Here is a 19,407-nt window from a genome sequence, read left to right as displayed (position 1 = left end):
CAGAGCAAGCCAGACCACCTCCGGGCCGTGTACCTTTGCCCGGTACCCGCAACAGGCACCGTGATGAGCACCTACCACCTGCAGACCGTGTTCCGTCCCCGTTCGGTGGCCGTCGTCGGTGGCAGTCCGCGCGAGCGCTCGGCCGGGCGCGCGGTCATCCGCAACCTCAAGGCGGCGGCCTTCGCCGGGCAGATCGGCTGGGTGAATCCGCGCCATGCCGAGATCGATGGCATGCGCACGGTCAAGCGGCTCAAGGACCTGCCCTGGATCCCGGACCTGGTGGTGATCACCGCGCCGGCCAGCATCGTGCCGCAGGTGGTGGCGCAGGCCGCCGAACGCGGCGTGGCCGCGGCCATCATCCTCACCGCCGGGCTCGGCAAGGGCCCCGGTTCGCTGGCCGCGCAGGTCGAGGCCGCGGCACGGCCCAAGGGCATGCGCGTGCTCGGCCCGCACTGCCTGGGCGTGATTGCCCCGCATGCGCGGCTCAATGCCAGCATCGCCGCGCATACACCGCAGGCCGGCGACCTGGCGCTGATCTCCGAATCCAGCGCGATCGCCGCCGCGCTGGTGGAATGGGGCGTGGCGCGTTCGATCGGCTTTTCGGCGGTGGTGTCGCTGGGCGATGCGCTGGACGTCGATTTCGGTGACCTGCTCGATTACTTCGCCACCGACTACCGCACCCGCGCCATCCTGCTCTACGTCGACCAGATCAGCGACGCGCGCAAGTTCATGTCGGCCGCGCGTGCGGCCGCGCGCGCCAAGCCGGTGGTGGTGGTCAAGTCGGGCCGCCAGCCCAAGGCCAGCAACGAGGAGAACAGCACCCACTCGCAGGCGCTGGCCGCCTCCGACGCGATCTATGGCGCAGCCTTCAATCGCGCCGGGTTGCTACGCGTGAATGCGCTGGACGAACTGTTCACCGCGGCCGAGACGCTGGGCCGGCTGGGGACCTTCCCCGGCAGTCGCCTGGCCATCCTGAGCAATGGTGGCGGCGTCGGCCGGTTGGCGGTGGACCAGCTGCAGGCCTTGGGCGGGGCGTTGGCGGAGCTGTCGCCGGCCACCATCGCGCAGCTGGACAAGGTGCTGCCCGAAGGCTGGTCGCGCGACAACCCGGTCGACATCGTGGTCGATGCCGACGGCGAGCGTTACGCCTCGGCGATCGAGGCGCTGCTGTCCGACGATGCCAACGATGCGGTGCTGGTGATCAACGTGCCCACGGCCTTCACCTCCTCGGCCGACGCCGCGCAGGCATTGACCAAGACGCTGGGGCTGCGCTCGCGGCAGCTGCGCGACAAGCCGGTGTTCGCGGTGTGGCTGGGCAACGACGAGAACGCCACCGTCACCCTCAACACCGCGCGCGTGCCGACCTATCCCAGCGAGGCCGAGGCCGTGCGCGGCTTCCAGCACCTGGTGAAGTACCGGCAGGCGCAGGCGGCGCTGATGGAAACCCCGCCCAGCCTGCCGGCCGACCTGGTGGTCGATGCCGCCGCCGCGCGCCGGTTGGTCGACGTGGCGCTGGCCAACGGCCAGCATTGGCTGGACCCGGTGGCCACCCATGCCTTGCTGCAGGCCTACGGCATTCCCTCGCTGGAAGTGATGGTCGCGCGCGACGCGCACGAGGCGATGGACCTGGCCCAGCCGATGCTGGAGAAGGGCATGAGCGTGGCGGTGAAGATCCTCTCGCCCGACATCCCGCACAAGAGCGAAGTCGATGGCGTGCGGCTGAACCTGAGCACGCTGCCGGCGGTGCAGGCCGCGGCCACCGCCATCCTCGCGCGTGCGCGCGAACTGCGCCCGCAGGCGCGCATCGACGGGGTGATGGTGCAGCCGTGCCTGACCCGGCCCAAGGCGCGCGAGCTGATCGCCGGTATCGCCGATGACCCGGTGTTCGGCCCGGTGGTGGTGTTCGGTCGCGGGGGTACCGCGGTGGAAGTCATCGACGACAAGACCCTGGCACTGCCGCCGCTGGACCTGCGCCTGGCCCACGAAGTGATCGGCCGCACCCGCGTCTCGCGCATCCTCAAGGCCTACGGCGACGTGCCGGCCGCCGACGAGCGCGCGGTGGCGCTGGTGCTGGTCAAGCTGGCGCAGCTGGCCGCCGACATCCCCGAGGTGCGCACGCTGGACCTCAACCCGCTGCTGGCCGACCGCAACGGCGTGATCGCGCTCGATGCGCGCATCGCCATCACCCCGGTCAAGCGCCTGCACAAGGGCCGCGGCCATCCGCGCTTCGCGATCTTCCCGTATCCGACCGAGTGGGAGCGCACCATCGCGTTGTCCGATGGCGGCAAGGCCTTCATTCGCCCCGTGCGGCCGGAGGACGACGCGCTGTTCCGCGCGTTCTTCGCGCGGGTGACCGACGACGACCTGCGGTTGCGCTTCTTCCAGTCGGTGAAGCATTTCAGCCATGAGTTCATCGCCCGGCTGACCCAGCTGGACTACGCGCGTTCGATCGCGCTGGTCGCCATCGACCCGAAGAGCGGCGACATGCTCGGTGCGGTGCGCCTGCATGCCGATGCCGATTACAACCGCGGCGAGTACGGCATCCTGATCCGCTCGGACCTGAAGGGCCACGGTATTGGCTGGAAGCTGATGCAGATCATGATCGAGTACGCGCGCTGGCAGGGCCTGAACCTGGTCGAGGGCCAGGTGCTGCGCGAGAACACCACCATGCTGGCGATGTGCCAGAGCCTGGGCTTCAAGGTGAAGGCCGACCCGGACGATGCCACCATCATGAACGTCGCGCTGCCGGTCAACGAAGGCTGACGCATCGCCGGGAGCACCCTGCCGGTGACGCGCGTTGTCACACGATTGCCCGTGGCCGGTTCACACTAGCGCCATGGAACAACGAACCCCGCTGCTGCTGCTCCCCGGCCTGTTGAACGACGCCACGCTCTGGCGTGCCCAGCTCGATGCCCTGGCCGACATCGCCGACTGCCAGGTCGGTGACCTCACCGGCCATGACGACCTGCGCGCCGTCGCCGAGGACGTGCTGGCCAGGGCGCCGGAGCGCTTCGCGCTGGCCGGCTTCTCGCTGGGGGGCTACATCGCCCAGGAAATCCTGCGCATTGCGCCCGGGCGTGTGCTGCGGCTGGCGTTGCTGGACACCTCGTACAAGGCCGATTCCGCGGAACGCGCGGCCCAGCGCGTGGCGCAGCAGAACAGCGTGCGCCTGCCCGGCACGTTCCACGGCTTCGGCGACAAGCTCATGCGCAGCTACATCGACGCCTCGCGCCTGCAGGACCATGCGCTGGTCAGTACCGTGCGCGAGATGACCTCGCGGCTTGGCGTGGAGGTGTTCCTGCGCCAGAGCCGCATCGCGCGCGTGGATGGCAGCGCCGAGCTGCGGGCGTGGCGGGGTCCGGCGCTGATCGTGTGCGGGCGCAATGATGCGATCACGCCGCTGGCGGTCAGCGAGCAGATGGCGGCGTTGATGCCGCAGGCCACGCTGGTGGTGATCGAGGACTGCGGGCACCTGGCGCCACTGGAGAAGCCCGAGCAGGTCAGCGCCGCGCTGCGGGCGTGGTTGTCGGCGTGACGCCGAGCGGTGTTCGGCAACGTCAACAGCACCCCCTCCCCAACCCTCCCCTGCTGCGCAAGGGAGGGGGCGGTTCTGGGTGATCGGTCAGATTGCGGCACGCCCGCTTCTGCCCCCTCCCTTTGGCGCAGCCAAGGGGAGGGCTGGGGAGGGGTCGCCTTTGCTTTGCACGCGCCCCCATTCCAACCCCAAGCATGGCCCGGGACCACCAACAGGCATCAATCCCAGTGCGGTGCGATGCCCTGCGGGTTGGCCACGCGCTCACCGCGGTCCAGCGTGGCGATCTGCGCCATGTCCGCCGCATCCAGCTGCAGCGCCACCGCCTTGAGGTTGCTGGCCAGGTTCTCGCGGCGGGTGGAGGACGGGATCACCGCATAGCCCTGCTGCAACGCCCACGCCAAGGCGACCTGCGCGGTAGTGGCGCCGTGCTTGTCGGCGATGGCCTGGATCACCGGGTCCTTCAGCACCGCGCCGTAGGCCAGGCTCATGAACGCGGTGACGTGGATGCCCTGCGCACGCAGGTAGGCGATCAACGCACGGTTCTGCAGGTACGGGTGCACTTCGACCTGGTTGGTGGCGATGGCCTCGGCCCCGAGGATGTCGATGGCCTGGCGGGTCAGGTCGATGGTGAAGTTGGAGACGCCGATCGCCTTGGTCAGGCCCAGCTGCCTGGCTTCGGCCAATGCGCCGAGGTACTCGCGCATCGGCACCTCATCGTTCGGCGAGGGCCAGTGGATCAGCGTCAGGTCGACGTGGTCGGTACCCAGCTTGCGCAGGCTCTCGCGCAGGCTGGCGATCAGCGCGTCGTGGTGGAAGTTGCTGATCCAGATCTTGGTGGTCAGGAACAGGTCCTCGCGGGCCACCTTGCCGGCGGCCAGGGCCTGGCCGAGGTCGGCTTCGTTGTCGTAGATCTGCGCGGTGTCGAAGGCGCGGTAGCCGACATCCAGTGCATTGCGCACCGAGTCGCCCAGTACGTCGCCGGTGAGGCGGAAGGTGCCCAGGCCAATGGAAGGAACGTTCATCAGGAATCTCCAGGAGTAGGGCGCTGCCGGCGATGCCGTGCAGCGCGAAGGAAAGTCGGTCACTCAGTGTGCGGCGGCGGCGATGCCGTCGGCGCGTGCATCGATGCCATCGCGGCGGTCCAGGCGGCCGCTCAGCGCGGTCAGGCCATAGGCGCCCACCACCACCAGCGCACCCAGCCACGGCGTGTGCATCAGGCCGACGTGGTCCACCACCAGCCCGCCCAGCGAGGCACCGATGGCGATGCCGATGTTGAACGCGGCGATGTTCAGGCCCGAGGCCACGTCGGTGGCCTGCGGCACGAAGCGCTGTGCCTGCTTGACCACGTAGACCTGCAGCCCCGGCACGTTGCCGAATGCCACCGCGCCCATCGCCAGCACGGTCAGCAGCACCAGCACGGGGTTGTAGGCGGTGAAGGTGAGCACCAGCAGCACCAGCGCCAGCAGCGCGAAGATGCGCTTGAGCGCGGGGATCGGCCCCAGCCGGTCGGCCAGGCGTCCGCCCCACAGGTTGCCGATCGCCACCGACACGCCGTACACCAGCAGCACCAGGCTCACGGCATTGGCCGAGAAGCCGCTGACTTCCTGCAGGATCGAGGCCAGGTAGGTGAACGACAGGAAGGTGCCGCCGTAGCCCAGCGCGGTCATCGCGTAGACCAGCAACAGGCGCGGCTGCGCCAGCACCGCGAACTGCTGGCCGAAGGTGGCCGGCGCGCTGCGCGGCAGGTTGTTGGGCACCAGCAGCAGGCTGCCGAGCAGGGCGATCACGCCCAGTGCCGCCACTGCCAGGAAGGTCGCGCGCCAACCCAGGTGCTGGCCGATGAAGGTGCCCAGCGGCACGCCGATCACCAGTGCCACGGTCAGCCCGGTGAACATGATGGCGATGGCACTGGCAGCCTTCTCCTTCGGCACCACCGAGGTGGCGATGATCGAGCCGATCGAGAAGAACACACCGTGCGCCAGGCCGGTCAGCACCCGCGCCACGATCAGCGGCCCGTAGCCCGGTGCTATCCAGGCGATCAGGTTGCCGACGGTGAACAGCGCCATCAGCGCCACCAGCAGGGTCTTGCGCGGCACCCGGCCGGTCAGTGCGGTGAGCACCGGCGCGCCGATCGCCACGCCCAGCGCATACAGGGACACCAGCAGGCCGGCCGAGGGCAGGCTGACCTGCAGGTCGGCGGCGATGGTCGGGATCAGCCCGACGATGACGAACTCGGTGGTGCCGATGGCAAAGGCACCCAGCGTCAGCGCCCACAGGGCGAGGGGAATACCACGGGACATGGGAATTACCGGTGGAGGAAGAGGCTGCGCAGTCTGCGCGCCACACTGTTGCGGAAAAACCGCTTCCCGGTGCAATGATTGTTGATTTAGAGTCAATAATTATCCCGGCTGGCCGCATTCCTCGTGAAAACCACCCTTGATGAGATGCAGGCCTTCATCGCGGTGATCGACGCCGGTTCGATCACCGCCGCGGCCGAGCAGTTGGACCAGACCACCTCCGGGGTGAGCCGGGCGCTGGCACGGCTGGAGGAAAAGCTGGGCACCACGTTGCTGACCCGCACCACCCGGCGCCTGCACCTGACCGAGGAAGGCGAGGCGTTCCTGGCGCAGTGCCGGGCCATCGTCGCCTCGGTGGAGGCGGCCGAGGAGCTGATCGCGGCGCGCCGCGAGCGTCCTTCGGGCAGGTTGCGGGTGGATGCGGCGATGCCGTTCGTGCTGCACGTGATCGCACCGCTGGTGGCCAGCTACCGTGCGCGCTACCCGGAAGTCGCGCTGGAACTCAACAGCAGCGAGCGCTACATCGACCTGCTGGAACGGCGTACCGACGTGGCCATCCGCATCGGCCCGCTGGCCGATTCCACCCTGCACGCGCGGCCGTTGGCGCACAGCCGGCTGCGCGTGCTGGCCAGCCCGGCCTACCTGCAGCAGCACGGCACCCCGCGCAGCGTGGCGCAGCTGGAAACCCACGCGCTGCTGGGCTTCAACGAACCGGATTCACTCAATTACTGGCCGGTGCGCGGCGCTGACGGCGGGCCGCTGCACGTGCGCCCGGTGCTGGCGGTCTCCAGCGGCGAAACGCTGCGGCGTCTGGCACTGGAAGGCGCGGGCATCGTCTGCCTGTCCGATTTCATGACCGAGCGTGACCGTGACGCGGGCACGCTGGTGGAGGTGCTGCCCCGGCAGAACCTGGGCATCGGCCAGCCCATCCACGCGGTGTACTACCGCAACACCGCGGTGTCGGCGCGGATCACCTCGTTCCTGGACCACCTGGCGCAGGCGATCAGCACCGCCCCGTTCGCCCAATGACCCGCGCCCGGTAGCGCGCAGCCAGGCTGCGCCGGGGCATGGCCCGGCGCTACCGGTTCAGTGCAGCTGCGCGTGGTGCCAGGCGTGCCTGACCAGCCAGCGGGCTTCGTCCCACGGCACGGCCAGGGCCGGCTGGTGGCGGTGGTAGCTGTCCTGCAGCACCTTGTAGAGCTGCTCTTCGTTGGCGCGCGGATAGGCCTGGTAGACGTCGTAACCCATCTCCAGCAGGCGCTGGTAATGGTCGAAATCATGTTGGCCCAGCCGGCCGATGGCATGCACGCCGCGCCAGTAGGCCAGTTCGGCGTCACGGTTGAAATCGCGTTGGGCTGCGGATGTGGTCTTCATGGGTAGGACTCCATTCGCGGTCTACCCCCTGTGCCGCCGATCCTACTGGGCGCCCTCCCTGGCGTCCAATGCCCTGCGCATTCAGGTGTGGTCGGCGCTGGCCTGGTCCAGCTGGGTGATTTCCTGCGCCGACAATGCCAGCCGCGCGGCGGCGAGCACGTCGTGCAGTTGCTCCACGCCGGTGGCACTGACGATCGGGGCGGTGATGCCGGGGCGGGCGATCAGCCAGGCCAGCGCGACCTGCGCCGGCGTGGCCTTGTGCCGGGCGGCCAGGTCATCGAGCGCGGCCAGGATGCGCAGCCCGCGCGGGTTGACGTACTGCTGCACCACCTTGGCACCCCGCGCGCTGCTCTTGGCGGCGTCGTCGGCGCTGCGGTACTTGCCGCTGAGGAAGCCGCTGGCCAGCGAGTAGTAACTGATCACGCCCAGCGACTGCTCGCGCGCCAGCGGTTCCAGTTCGGCCTCGTAGCCGGCGCGGTCGTACAGGTTGTACTCCGGCTGCAACGTCTCGTAACGCGGCAGGTTGTAGTCGGCCGACACCTTCAGTGCATCGCGCAGGCGCGTGGCGCTGTAGTTGGACGCACCGATGGCGCGCACCTTGCCGGCCTGGATCAGCCGCGCGAACGCGCCCAGGGTTTCCTCCAGCGGCACCGCATCGTCGTCTTCGTGTGCCTGGTACAGGTCGATCACGTCGGTCTGCAGGCGGCGCAGCGAGTCCTCGACCGCGGCGTTGATGTTGTCCGCCGACAGGCCCGGGTGCTCGGCCCATTTGGCCACCTTGGTGGCGATGACCACCTTGTCACGCTTGCCGCTGCGCTGCAGCCAGCGGCCGATGATGGTTTCCGATTCGCCGCCACGGTTGCCCGGCACCCAGGCCGGATAGACGTCGGCGGTATCGACCAGGTTGAAGCCGGCCTCGACGAAGGCATCGAGCAGCGCGAAGGAGGTCTTCTCGTCGGCGCTCCAGCCAAAGACATTGCCGCCAAAGGCGATGGGGCCGACCTGCAGGCCGGAACGGCCAAGTTCGCGGTACTGGGGCATGCGTATCTCCCTGATTTTTCTCCGAGCCTTGCAGCATAACGGCTGAACGTTCCGGTTCCGTGGCAACGGATTGAAAACTGCGTTCCGCGGCACGGCCACGCGCTAACGCATTGTGAACATCCGGGCGTGCATCGATGCAAATGCGCGCGTGCTAGGCTCGCGCCACACCCCTTGCCGGAGTCCGCGATGAACAAGCCAACCCCGTTGTTGTGTGCCTGTCTGTTGGGCGTGAGCGCACTGCTGTCCAGTGCCGCGGTGGAAGCCAGGGACAGTGCCGCCGCGAGCGCGCAGGTCCAGGTGCCGGCTTCGCTGCAGGCCGCCGTGGATGCCAGCACGCGCACGCCGGCCAACGTGGCCCGCGACGTCTACCGGCACCCGGCGCAGACGCTGGCATTCTTCGGCCTGCAGCCGGGCCAGACCGTGGTGGAGATCACCCCGGGTGGCGGCTGGTATTCGGAGATCCTGGCGCCCTACCTGCGCGATGGCGGCAAGTACGTGGCTGCCGTCGTGGACCCGGCGGCGCTGCCGGCCGGTGGTGGGCGCGACTACCAGCAGCGCTCGCGCGACGGGTTGGCGAAGAAGTTCAGCGAGTCGCCGGCGCTGTTCGACAAGGCCGTCGAAGTGGCCTATGACCCGGCCGCACCGGTGCTGGGCGCGCCGAACTCGGCCGACCTGGTGCTGACCTTCCGCAACGTGCATAACTGGCGCTCCAGCGGCCAGGCCGAGGGCATGTTCGGCGCGTTCTTCGCCGTGCTCAAGCCCGGTGGCACGCTGGGCGTGGTCGAGCACCGCGCCAAGGCTGACGTGCCGGCCGACGACAAGAGCGGTTACGTGGGGCAGGCACAGGTGATCGCCATGGCCGAGGCGGCGGGCTTCAAGCTCGATGCCAGCAGCGAGGTCAATGCCAACCCGCGCGACACCAAGGACCATCCCAATGGCGTGTGGACGTTGCCGCCGTCCAACAACCACGCCGCCGCCGATGCCGGCAAGTACACCGCCATCGGCGAGAGCGACCGGATGACGCTGCGTTTCGTGAAGCCCTGAAGCACGGCAAGCGGCATGCAGCAGGGCGGGAGGCGCAGGATGCCTGCGCCTCCCGCCGTCGTTTCAGCCGGTGGTGGCGCGGCGATACACCGGATGGTGCCGGCACAGCTCGGTGACCTGGCGCGCGACGCGTTCGCTGACGCGGCGCTGCGCGTGCTCGTCCTGCGCCAGTGCCTCGAGCACATCGCATAACCAGTGCGCGAGCAGTTCGCACTCCAGCACGCCGAAGCCGCGCGTGGTGACCGCCGGCGTGCCGAGGCGGATGCCGGAGGTGACCAGCGGCGGACGCGGGTCGTTCGGCACCGTGTTCTTGTTGGTGGTGATGTGGGCGCGCGCCAGCGCCTGGTCGGCCTGCTTGCCGGTGTACGGCCGCGATGACAGGTCCAGCAGCATCAGGTGGTTGTCGGTGCCGCCGGAAACCAGCGGGAAGCCACTGGCCTGGATGACCGCCGCCATCGCGCGCGCGTTGCGCAGCACCTGCTGCTGGTAGTCACGGAAGCCCGGTTGCAGGGCTTCCTTCAATGCCACCGCCTTGGCCGCCACCACGTGCATCAGCGGGCCGCCCTGGACGCCCGGGAACACGCCGGCGTCGAGCCGGCGGTTGAACGCCGCGTCCTGCCCACGCGAGAGGATCAGGCCGCCACGCGGGCCACGCAGGGTCTTGTGCGTGGTGGTGGTGACCACGTGCGCATGCGGCAGTGGGTCCGGGTACAGGCCGGCGGCCACCAGCCCGGCGACGTGGGCCATGTCCACCCAGAACCACGCCCCGACCTTGTCGGCGATGGCGCGCATGCGCGCCCAGTCCTTGTGCCGGGAATAGGCGGAGAAGCCGCCGATCAGCACCTTGGGCCGGGTTTCCAGTGCGATGCGCTCCATCGCGTCGTAGTCGATCAGGCCGGTGGCCGGGTCCAGCCCGTAGGGCACGATGCGATAGTGCCGGCCGGAGAAGTTGGCCGGGTTGCCGTGGGTGAGGTGGCCGCCCTGGGCCAGGTTCATGCCCATCACGGTATCGCCGGGCGAGGTCAGCGCCAGGAACACCGCGGCGTTGGCCTGCGCACCGGAGTGCGGTTGCACGTTGGCATGGTCGCACTGGAACAGCGCGCAGGCGCGCTCGATGGCCAGCCGCTCGGCCACGTCCACGTATTCGCAGCCGCTGTAGTAACGGCGGCCGGGGTAGCCCTCGGCGTACTTGTTGGTGAACACCGAATCCTGGATCGCCATCACCAGCGGGCTGGCGTAGTTCTCCGAGGCGATCAGCTCGACATGGTCTTCCTGGCGACGGCGCTCGTTCTCGATGGCGTGGGCGAGCTCGGGGTCGAACTGGTCCAGGCGCAGGTGGGGGTCATACATGGGGGGCCTCCGGTGCGGTGGGCTGGGGGTGCGTGGCGGTTCCGGCGGCGGGCCGCGTGCGGCGGCGTGGCAGGCGTGCATCGAGCAGCAGGTGGGCGAGCAGGCCGATCACCAGCCCCCAGAACGCGCCGCCGATGCCGAACAGCTGGATGTTGGCCGCCGCGGCCAGGAAGGTGACCAGCGCTGCTTCGCGGCCGCGCGCATCGGCCATGGCGGTGGCCAGGCTGCCGCCGATCGCGCCGAGCAGCGCCAGCCCGGCCAGGGTGCTGATGAAGGTGGCAGGGATGGCCATGAACAACGCCGCCAGGGTCAGCCCGAACACCCCCACGATCACGTAGAACACGCCCGCGGCGACGCCGGCCAGCCAGCGCTTGCGCGGGTCCTCGTGCGCGTGGCGACCGGTGCAGATGGCCGCGGTGATCGCGGCCACGTTGAAGGCATGCGCACCGAACGGGGCCATCAGCAGCGAACCCAGTCCGGTGACCGCGACGATCGGGTTGGCGCTGGTCGTGTAGCCGTCGTTGCGCAGTACCAGCATGCCCGGCATGTACTGGCCGGTGAGCGTGACCAGGAACAGTGGCAATGCCACGCCGAGCAGGGCATTGATCGAGAACGCCGGCGCGGTGAACACCGGGGTGGCGATCTTCAGCTCCAGCGCCGCCAGGTCGATGCGGCCCTGCGCGACCAGCAGCGCGATGCCGAGCAGCAGGATGCCCACCACCGCATAGCGCGCGCTGATCCGTTTCAGCATCAGGTAGGCGAGGATCAGGACACCGGCCAGCAGCGGGTCGATGTTGATGCCAGCGAAGGCACCGATGCCGAACGGCAGCAGGATGCCGGCCAGCAACGCGGCCGCGATGCCTGGCGGTATCCAGCGCACCACCTTCTCGAAGCCGCCGGACAGGCCCAGCAGCACGAACGCGGCGGCCGATGCCAGATAGGCGCCGATGGCTTCCGGGTAGGAGACGCCGGCCAGTGCGGTGACCAGGAAGGCGGCGGCGGGGGTGGACCAGGCGGTGATGATCGGCGCGCGCGCCCACACGCTCAGCGCGATGCCGGTCAGCCCCACGCCGATGGACACCGACCACACCCATGAGGCGGTCAGTTCCGGGCCCAGCCCGGCCACGCGCGCGGCCTGGAACACCAGCACGAAGGTGCCGCCGTAATTGACGATGACCGACACCAGCGCCGCGATGGTCGGATGCAGCAGGTCGGCCGCACGCAGTGCCGGGGAAGGAACGGGAGGGGGGGAGGGTAGCGGGGACATCCGGCATCCGGGGACGAAGGCAGGTTGTCTTTGTAGGTGGGCAATGGCATGTTGCGCCCCTCCACTTATGGCCTGCTAGGCAGACCATTGCGGCAACCCGGGAGACCCCCACGGCGATGTTCAGGCACGCGCAACTGGAGTCGGTGAAGGCCGGCATCGGCGACCCCGCCCATGCCGGGCTGGCGCTGCATGCCCGTATCCAGCGGGCGATCCGCCAGCTGATCCTGGACGGTGCGCTGGAAGTGGGCCGCCCCTTGCCGGCCACGCGCCCGTTGGCGCAGTCGCTGGGGGTATCCCGCGATACGGTCGAGGCGGCCTACCGCCAATTGCATGCCGAGGGCTTCATCGATCGCCAGGTGGGCAGTGGCAGTCGGGTGTCGCTGCGTGCACGGCCGTTTGCCGGCGGCAAGGCGCAACGGCGTGGCCACGCGCCGCGGCAGGCCGTGCGGCTGAGCACGCGCGGCCAGGTGCTGCGCGCCACCGGCGGGGTCACCGGCGCCACGCAGCATGCCTTTGCGCCCGGCGTGCCGGAGACGCGGAACTTCCCCTTGCAGACCTGGGAACGCCTGCAGCGCGAGGTGATCCGCGCGCACGGCAGCGCGGTGCTGGCGCACAGCCCGGCGCAGGGCGTGGAGGCATTGCGCCGGGCGATCGCCGACTACATCAACCTCGAACGTGGTGGCCACGCCACGCCGGAACGGGTGCTGGTGCTGACCAGCTCGCAGCAGGCGCTGACGCTGTGCGCCAACGTGCTGCTCGATGCCGGTGAGCGCATCCTGGTCGAGGATCCGATGTACCACGGCGCGGCGCGTGCCTTCGATGCGGCGGGGCTGCGCCCGGTGCCGGTGCCGGTCGATGCCGAGGGCATGCAGGTGGAGCGGCTACCGCAGTTGGCGGCGGGTGCACGGGCAGTGTTCCTCACGCCATCGCACCAGTTCCCGACCGGGGCGACGCTGGCGCTGGACCGCCGCCTGGCGCTGGTGCACTGGGCCGAGCGCAACGATGCCTGGATCATCGAGGACGACTACGACAGCGAGTTCCATTACGCCGGCAGGCCCACCGCATGCGTGCAGGGGCTGGACCCGCACGAGCGCACGCTCTACATCGGCACGTTCACCAAGTCGCTGTTCCCGGGCCTGCGCATCGGCTACCTGGTGCTGCCGCCGGCGTTGGTGGAACCGATGACGGTGGCGCGCAGCCTGATGGACGGGCATAGCCCCACGCTCACCCAGCTGACGCTGGCGCGCTTCATGGAGGCGGGCCACTTCGGCGCGCACGTGCGGGCGATGCGCCATCTCTACGTGCAGCGGCGCGATGCACTGCTGCACCTGGTACGCACGCAGTTGTCCGACTACCTGGTGCCCCAGGTGCCGGCGGGCGGCATGCAGCTGCCCTGCCTGCTCCGGCCCGGCATCGACGAACAGGCGGTGCTGGATGGCGCGCGCCGGGCGGGCGTCGCGCTGCAGGGACTGAGCGCCCTGCATGCCACGCGCACGCCGCAGGCCGGTTTCCTGCTCGGCTTCGCCGCCTACACGGTGGCGGAGATGGAGGGGGCGGTGGCGCAGCTTGCCGCGGTGCTGCGGCGGACGGTGGCCGGGCGCCGGCGCGCGCCGCGCTAGCGTCGCGCGGCGGGGATGGGACAATGGCGTCCCGCCCGTCGCCCGCCGTTTCCATGCTGATCGCCTTCAACAAGCCCTTCAACGTGCTGTGCCAGTTCACCGACCGCAGCCAGCCGCCGCGCGCGACGCTGGCCGGGTTCGGCCTGCCGGCCAACGTGTACGCGGCCGGTCGGCTGGACTACGACAGCGAAGGCCTGCTGCTGCTCACCGACAACGGCAACCTGGCCCATCGCCTGACCGACCCGAAGCACAAGCAGCCCAAGACCTACTGGGTGCAGGTGGAAGGCGTGCCGAGCGAGGACAGGCTGCAGGCGCTGCGTGACGGCGTGCAGCTCAACGATGGGCCGACGTTGCCGGCCGGCGTGCAGCGGATGGAACAGGCGCCGGCCGTGTGGGAACGCAACCCGCCGGTGCGTTTCCGCAAGACCGTGCCCGATGCATGGTTGGCCATCACGATCCGCGAAGGCCGCAACCGCCAGGTACGGCGCATGACCGCGGCGGTTGGCCTGCCCACCTTGCGGCTGGTGCGTGCGGCGATGGGGCCGTATGCGCTGGAGGACCTGCAGCCGGGGCAGTGGCGGGAAGTGGGCGCACGCTGAAACGAAAGAAGCGCAGCACGGCCGACGGCCGTTGCTGCGCTCCTGCGAAACTGCTGGCGTTGCCGCCGCGGCTCAGGTATCGCTGCCGATGTCGCTGGTTTCGTCGGTGACGCTGGCCGCGTGCGCGTGGCGGCGACGCTGCGCGATCTGGCGCGACTTGGCCTCGATGGCTTCGTTGTCACGCTTGTTCTTGCGGTACAGCATGTAACCGATCAGGCCCAGGCCCACGGCGGCCACCGCCACGGTGGCGGTCGGGTTGCGGCGGGCGACGCGGCTGACGGTACGACCACCGGTCTTCAGGGCGCCGATGGCGGCACCGGCCTTCAGCCATTCGGCGGCATTGGCACCGCCACCCTTGAGGCTGCCGCCGGCATGGTTGACCAGTTCCATTGCCCGCTCCAGGGCCGGTCCGGTGATATCGCTGAACTTGCTCATGTGGGGGCTCCTTGTTTGCGAGGATCAGACGCCCAGTTTCGCTGCACGGGCGTGTAGGGGATGTTAGCCGGAAAGCGCGGGGCTGAGCGCGGGATGAAACGTGTGCGTTCACGCTTGGGTGATGGAGGTGCGGACGGCACCCCTCCCTGCCTTCCGCCAAGGGGAGGACTGCCGCCCCCGGCGCCCGCCCGGCCTCACGTCCCGCGCGGCTTGGCCCGATGCGTGGCGGTCGCGCTCCATGGATCATCCGGCCACGGGTGGCGTGGGTAGCGGCCCTTCATTTCCTTCTTCACCTCGGCATAGGTGTTCTGCCAGAAGTTCTTCAGGTCGCCGGTTACCTGCAGCGGCTTGCCGCCGGGCGAAAGCAGGTGCAGCAGCAACGGCACGCGGCCATCGGCGATGCGCGGCGTGTCGGCCAGGCCGAACAGTTCCTGCAGTTTCACCGCCAGCACCGGCGGACGGGGGTTGATGCCGTCGTCGTCCAGCGCATAGTCGATGCGGCGTTCCATGCCCGAGGGCACGCTGATGCGCACCGGGGCATGGCGGTCCACCTGCTGCCGGGTGTTCCAGTCGATGCCGGATTTCACGGCCTCGCCCAGTTCCTCCTCGGTGAGCGCGTCCAGCCGGGTCTTGCCGTTGAAGGCCGGCAGCAGCCAGTCCTCCAGCGTTTCCAGCAACGCGGTATCGGCCAGGTCGGGCAGGGCGAGTTCGGGCATCCACGCGCGCAGGCCCATCACCCGTGCGCGCCATTGCTGCAGGTTCTCGGTCCACGGCAGCGCGTCGAGCCCCAGTTCGCGCACCGCATCGGTGAGTGCGCGCGCGGCATGCGCCGGGTCCACGCGGCCGGCCGGGCGGTTGTCCAGCACGATGCGTTCGAAGCTGCTTTCGCGGCGCGCTTCCAGCGCACGCTTGGCGGCGTTCCAGCGCACCACGTCCTGCTGCCGGAAGCGCTCGGGGAAGTCGGTGCGCAGGCGCGTTTCATCGACCGGGGCCGCACGCAGGATCAGTGCATCACGCGGGTCATGGCGCAGTTCGCTGATGACCAGCCATGGCTCGCCGCGCAGGTCGCTGTGATCGAACTGGCGCGCGCTGCGGCCATTGGCCAGCTGGTAACGAAGGGGATCGCTGGGGTGCTGCACGGCGATGCGGTCGGGGAAGGCATGGGCGAGCAGGTCGCCGAGCTCATGTGCCTCGATGTTGCCGGGTGGCGTGGCGTCGCAACGCAGGCGCCGCCGCCATTGTTTCGAAGCCGCATCGATCGCGGCCAGCGCGCTGCGGCTGGCATCGTGCGGTGCGCGGCCGGCGCGGAAGGCCGCCAGCGCACGCCAGCGGGCGGCGAGCGCGTCGCCGCCCTGGCGCAACGGGTCGCGTGCTTCCAGCAGTGCGGCCAGGTCGGCGGCCAGCGCTTGCTCGCGCGGGTTCCTGGCCGACAACAGCATCGCGGCCATGCGCGGATGCGTGCCGAGGCCGAGCATGCGCTTTCCCAGCGCGGTGAGGGTGTTGCCCGCGCTCAAGGCGCCCAGCCGCTGCAGCAGCTCGCGCGCGGCGGCCAGTGCACCGGCCGGCGGCGGGTCGACGAAGCGCAGCTCGTCGCTGCCCCACGCGGCCAGCTCCAGTGCCAGCGCAGCCAGTTCCACCTGCGCCATCTCCGGGCGCCGCTGCGGCTCCAGCCGTTGCGATTGCGGCCACAGCCGCCACGCCCAGCCGGCGGCGACACGGCCGGCGCGGCCGGCGCGCTGGTCGGCCGAGGCCTGCGAGATGGCCACCGCATCCAGCCGCGAGAAGCCGCTGTTGGGGTCGTAGCGCGGCTCGCGCGCCAGCCCGGCATCGATCACCACGCGCACCCCGGGCAGGGTGACCGACGACTCGGCGACGTTGGTGGCCAGCACCACGCGGCGGCGGCCCTCCGGATCGGGCTGCAGCACACGTGATTGCTGTTCGATCGGCAGTTCGCCGTGCAGGGCGAGGACATCGACGTTCCGGCCCGCCTCGGCAGCGGTCAATGCCGCCTGCAGCGCGGCCTGCACCCTGGCGATCTCGCGCTGCCCCGGCAGGAACACCAGCACGTCGCCGGGATGCTCGGCCAACGCCTGTTCCACTGCGCGGCGGGCCTGTGCTTCCAGCGCTTCATCGCGGCGGGCCGGGAAGTGGCTGACCTCGACCGGATGGCTGCGACCTTCGCTGGACAGGCGCGGCGCATCCAGGAAATCGGCCAGGCGCTCGCCATCGAGCGTGGCCGACATCACCACGATGCGCAGGTCCTCGCGCAGCTGGCCCTGCACGTCCAGCGCCAAGGCCAGGCCGAGGTCGGCGGCCAGGTGGCGTTCGTGGAATTCATCGAACAGCAACGCACCCACGCCTTCCAGCAGGGGATCGTCCTGCAGCATGCGGGTCAGGATGCCTTCGGTGACGACCTCGATGCGGGTGCGTGCGGAGACCTTGTTCTCGAAGCGGATGCGGTAGCCCACGGTTTCGCCGACCGGCTCGCCAAGCTGGCGCGCCATGAACAGCGCGGCGCTGCGCGCGGCCACGCGGCGCGGTTCGAGCATGATGATCCTGCGACCGGCCAGCCACGGCGCGTCCAGCAGCGCCAGCGGTACCTGGGTGGTCTTGCCGGCGCCGGGCGGCGCTTCCAGCACCAGCCGTGGCTGCGCGGCCAACTGCTGGAGGATCTGCGGGAGCAGGGGGGAAATGGGGAATTCGGATGCCATGCGTGCATTGTAGAAGGCCGATGACGTGGAGCCATGCGTTAAGGGCTTACCCCTCCCCGGCCCTCCCCTTCGCTACGCGAAAGGGAGGGGGCAAAACGCTACCTGCTGTGATCTGTCCAGGCGCGTGAAGCCGCTCCCTCCCTTGCGTAGCAGGGGAGGGCTGGGGAGGGGTAAGCCGCACGCCGTGGGCGCCCCCGGCACAACGACTACAATTACCGCCTTTACCGCTTTCCGGTTCCCGTTCCATGCAACTGATCGACATCGGCGCCAACCTCACCCATGACTCCTTCGAACGCGACCTTGACGCGGTGCTGGAGCGCGCCCGCGCCGCCGGCGTGGTGCAGATGGTGGTCACCGGCGCCAGCCGCGAGCATTCGCCGCAGGCACTGGAACTGGCGCGACGCCACCCCGGCTTCCTGTACGCCACCGCCGGCGTGCACCCGCATCACGCCAGTGAGTACACCGATGAGTGCGATGCGGAGATGCGTGCGCTGCACGTGCACCCGGAAGTGGTCGCGGTGGGCGAATGCGGGCTGGACTACAACCGTGATTTCTCGCCGCGCCCGGCGCAGCGCAAGGCCTTCGAACGCCAGCTGCAGATCGCCGTGGACACCGCCAAGCCGCTGTTCCTGCACCAGCGTGACGCCCACGATGACTTCATCGCGATGATGAAGAACTTCGACGGCCAGCTTGGTCCGGCGGTGGTGCACTGTTTCACCGCCGAGCGCGGCGACCTGTTCGATTACCTGGACCGCGACTACTACATCGGCATCACCGGTTGGCTGTGCGATGAACGTCGCGGCGCGCACCTGCGCGAGCTGGTCAAGCACATCCCGGCCGAGCGGCTGATGATCGAGACCGACGCGCCCTACCTGCTGCCGCGCACGCTCAAGCCGATGCCCAAGGACCGCCGCAACGAGCCGGCGTTCCTGTCGCATATCGTCCAGGAGCTGGCGCGCGACCGTGGCGAGGACGTGGCCGTCACCGCTGCCAACGCCACCGCCGCCACGCGTGCGTTCTTTCGCCTGCCGGGCTGAGCACGCGGTTCAATCGCCGCGCTGCGCCTGGTAGACCTGCAGGTGGCAGTAGGCAGCCTGCAGCAGCGGGGCGGTCTGCCCGGCGGCGCACGCGCGGTCGAGCATGTCGCCGACGATGTGCGCCGCTTCCACCCGCTGGCCGGCTTCCAGGTCGCGCAGCATCGAGGCCTTGATCGGCGAGCCGGCCTTGGTCACCGCCCCCAGCGCGATCTGCTGGGCGGTCGACGGGATTGGCTGGCCGGCGTGCGCGGCCACCGCCAGGCATTCGGCGTACAGCGCCTGCATCAATGCGGTGCCGTGGTCGGTGGCGACGATGCTGCCGACGTCACCCCGCATCAGGCAGGTGCCGGCCGCCAGCGTGGCCAGGAAGGTGTACTTCACCCATTGCTCGCGTGCGATGTCCTCGGAGGCGACATGGTCGATGCCGGCCTGGGCGCAGGCCGCGGCCAATGCCGCGACGCGCGCGCTGGCGGTACCGCCATCACGCTCGCCGAAGGTCAGCTTGGCCGGCTTGTCCAGGTGCAGCACTGCGCCGTCCCCGGCCTTGGTGGCGCTGATGAAGCACAACCCGCCCAGCACACGGTCGCGGCCGAAGCGCGCGTCCAGCGCCGCGTAGTGGCGCAGGCCATTGAGGATCGGCAACACCGTGGTCTTCGGGCCCACCGCCGGCGCGATGGCATCGATCGAGCTGTCCAGGTCATAGGCCTTGCAGCTCAGGATGACCAGGTCGAAGGGGCGCTGTCGGGCCAGTTCCGGCAGCGCCTCGGCGGTGACGTGTGCGACCGGGAACGCCGCATCACCCAACGGGCTGCGGATCACCAAGCCATCGCGGTCGAGCTGCGCGGCGCGGTTGGCCCGCACCAGGAAGGTGACATCAACGCCGGCCTGCGCCAGCCGGCCGCCGAAGTAACCGCCGGTGCCACCGGCGCCAAGGATCAGGATACGCATGGGATTGAACGTCCATCCATCAACAGGAAGCGAGTGGGGCCATGATAGGCGCAAGCGACAGCACGGTGCGCCCCTGCGGGAGCGGCGTCCGCCGCGGAGCTGGCAATGGTTCCGCTCGTCATTTCATCCGCAACTGCAGTTGTTCCGGCG

Annotated in this window: 16 protein-coding genes; 7 read left to right on the top strand and 9 right to left on the bottom strand. The window is 69.7% G+C overall.

Annotated elements, in window-relative coordinates; all coding sequences use genetic code 11:
• Positions 1-63: 63 nt before the first annotated feature.
• A complete protein-coding gene (locus ATCM_RS07375) occupies positions 64-2,763 on the top strand; it encodes a bifunctional acetate--CoA ligase family protein/GNAT family N-acetyltransferase (RefSeq protein ID WP_132863813.1) in 2,700 nt (899 codons plus the stop codon).
• 73 nt (positions 2,764-2,836) lie between these two features.
• Positions 2,837-3,535: an alpha/beta fold hydrolase gene (locus ATCM_RS07370; RefSeq protein ID WP_132863811.1), complete on the top strand. Its 699-nt coding sequence runs from the start codon at positions 2,837-2,839 to the stop codon at positions 3,533-3,535.
• A gap of 218 nt (positions 3,536-3,753) precedes the next feature.
• Here the strand turns inward: ATCM_RS07370 and dkgB are convergent, their stop codons facing one another.
• Entirely contained in the window at positions 3,754-4,557 is an 804-nt protein-coding gene (dkgB, locus tag ATCM_RS07365; RefSeq protein WP_132863809.1) for a 2,5-didehydrogluconate reductase DkgB, read from the bottom strand.
• 63 nt (positions 4,558-4,620) lie between these two features.
• Positions 4,621-5,835 (bottom strand): MFS transporter, encoded by a 1,215-nt coding sequence (locus ATCM_RS07360; protein ID WP_132863807.1) that lies wholly within the window; start codon positions 5,833-5,835, stop codon positions 4,621-4,623.
• A 123-nt stretch (positions 5,836-5,958) separates the two neighbouring features.
• Between ATCM_RS07360 and ATCM_RS07355 the strand changes: the two genes are divergently transcribed.
• Complete coding sequence (locus ATCM_RS07355) at positions 5,959-6,861, top strand: LysR family transcriptional regulator (RefSeq protein ID WP_132863805.1); 903 nt, start codon at positions 5,959-5,961, stop codon at positions 6,859-6,861.
• A gap of 57 nt (positions 6,862-6,918) precedes the next feature.
• Here ATCM_RS07355 and ATCM_RS07350 read toward each other — a convergent pair whose 3' ends face one another.
• Entirely contained in the window at positions 6,919-7,206 is a 288-nt protein-coding gene (locus ATCM_RS07350; RefSeq protein WP_132863803.1) for a hypothetical protein, read from the bottom strand.
• Positions 7,207-7,287: 81 nt separating this feature from the next.
• Positions 7,288-8,247, bottom strand: a complete 960-nt coding sequence (locus ATCM_RS07345; RefSeq protein ID WP_132863801.1) for an aldo/keto reductase — start codon at positions 8,245-8,247, stop codon at positions 7,288-7,290.
• Between the two features lie 186 nt (positions 8,248-8,433).
• On the opposite strand from ATCM_RS07345, the gene ATCM_RS07340 reads away from it, so the two are divergent.
• Positions 8,434-9,291, top strand: coding sequence for a class I SAM-dependent methyltransferase (locus ATCM_RS07340; protein WP_132863799.1), 858 nt, complete (start codon positions 8,434-8,436; stop codon positions 9,289-9,291).
• Between the two features lie 63 nt (positions 9,292-9,354).
• Here the strand turns inward: ATCM_RS07340 and glyA are convergent, their stop codons facing one another.
• Positions 9,355-10,641, bottom strand: a complete 1,287-nt coding sequence (gene glyA, locus ATCM_RS07335; protein ID WP_132863798.1) for a serine hydroxymethyltransferase — start codon at positions 10,639-10,641, stop codon at positions 9,355-9,357.
• A complete protein-coding gene (locus ATCM_RS07330) occupies positions 10,634-11,908 on the bottom strand; it encodes a benzoate/H(+) symporter BenE family transporter (RefSeq protein ID WP_132863796.1) in 1,275 nt (424 codons plus the stop codon). The genes glyA and ATCM_RS07330 overlap by 8 nt, the downstream gene beginning before the upstream one ends.
• A gap of 116 nt (positions 11,909-12,024) precedes the next feature.
• On the opposite strand from ATCM_RS07330, the gene ATCM_RS07325 reads away from it, so the two are divergent.
• The gene (locus tag ATCM_RS07325) at positions 12,025-13,527 is read left to right on the top strand and encodes a PLP-dependent aminotransferase family protein (protein WP_132863794.1); all 1,503 of its coding nucleotides are present in this window, start codon (positions 12,025-12,027) and stop codon (positions 13,525-13,527) included.
• Positions 13,528-13,580: 53 nt separating this feature from the next.
• Positions 13,581-14,126 (top strand): pseudouridine synthase, encoded by a 546-nt coding sequence (locus tag ATCM_RS07320; RefSeq protein WP_132866098.1) that lies wholly within the window; start codon positions 13,581-13,583, stop codon positions 14,124-14,126.
• A 72-nt stretch (positions 14,127-14,198) separates the two neighbouring features.
• Here ATCM_RS07320 and ATCM_RS07315 read toward each other — a convergent pair whose 3' ends face one another.
• The gene (locus ATCM_RS07315; RefSeq protein WP_132863792.1) at positions 14,199-14,561 is read right to left on the bottom strand and encodes a hypothetical protein; all 363 of its coding nucleotides are present in this window, start codon (positions 14,559-14,561) and stop codon (positions 14,199-14,201) included.
• Positions 14,562-14,755: 194 nt separating this feature from the next.
• Complete coding sequence (gene hrpB, locus ATCM_RS07310; RefSeq protein WP_132863790.1) at positions 14,756-17,272, bottom strand: ATP-dependent helicase HrpB; 2,517 nt, start codon at positions 17,270-17,272, stop codon at positions 14,756-14,758.
• Positions 17,273-17,517: 245 nt separating this feature from the next.
• On the opposite strand from hrpB, the gene ATCM_RS07305 reads away from it, so the two are divergent.
• Positions 17,518-18,309: a TatD family hydrolase gene (locus tag ATCM_RS07305; protein ID WP_132863788.1), complete on the top strand. Its 792-nt coding sequence runs from the start codon at positions 17,518-17,520 to the stop codon at positions 18,307-18,309.
• 9 nt (positions 18,310-18,318) lie between these two features.
• Here the strand turns inward: ATCM_RS07305 and panE are convergent, their stop codons facing one another.
• Positions 18,319-19,257, bottom strand: coding sequence for a 2-dehydropantoate 2-reductase (panE, locus tag ATCM_RS07300; protein WP_132863786.1), 939 nt, complete (start codon positions 19,255-19,257; stop codon positions 18,319-18,321).
• Positions 19,258-19,407: the final 150 nt, after the last annotated feature.

Source organism: Stenotrophomonas sp. ATCM1_4 (assembly GCF_004348115.1).
Taxonomy (GTDB): Bacteria; Pseudomonadota; Gammaproteobacteria; order Xanthomonadales; family Xanthomonadaceae; genus Stenotrophomonas; species Stenotrophomonas capsici.
The sequence above is the reverse complement of the archived record's forward strand: the minus strand, read 5'-3'. Positions and strand labels throughout refer to the sequence as shown.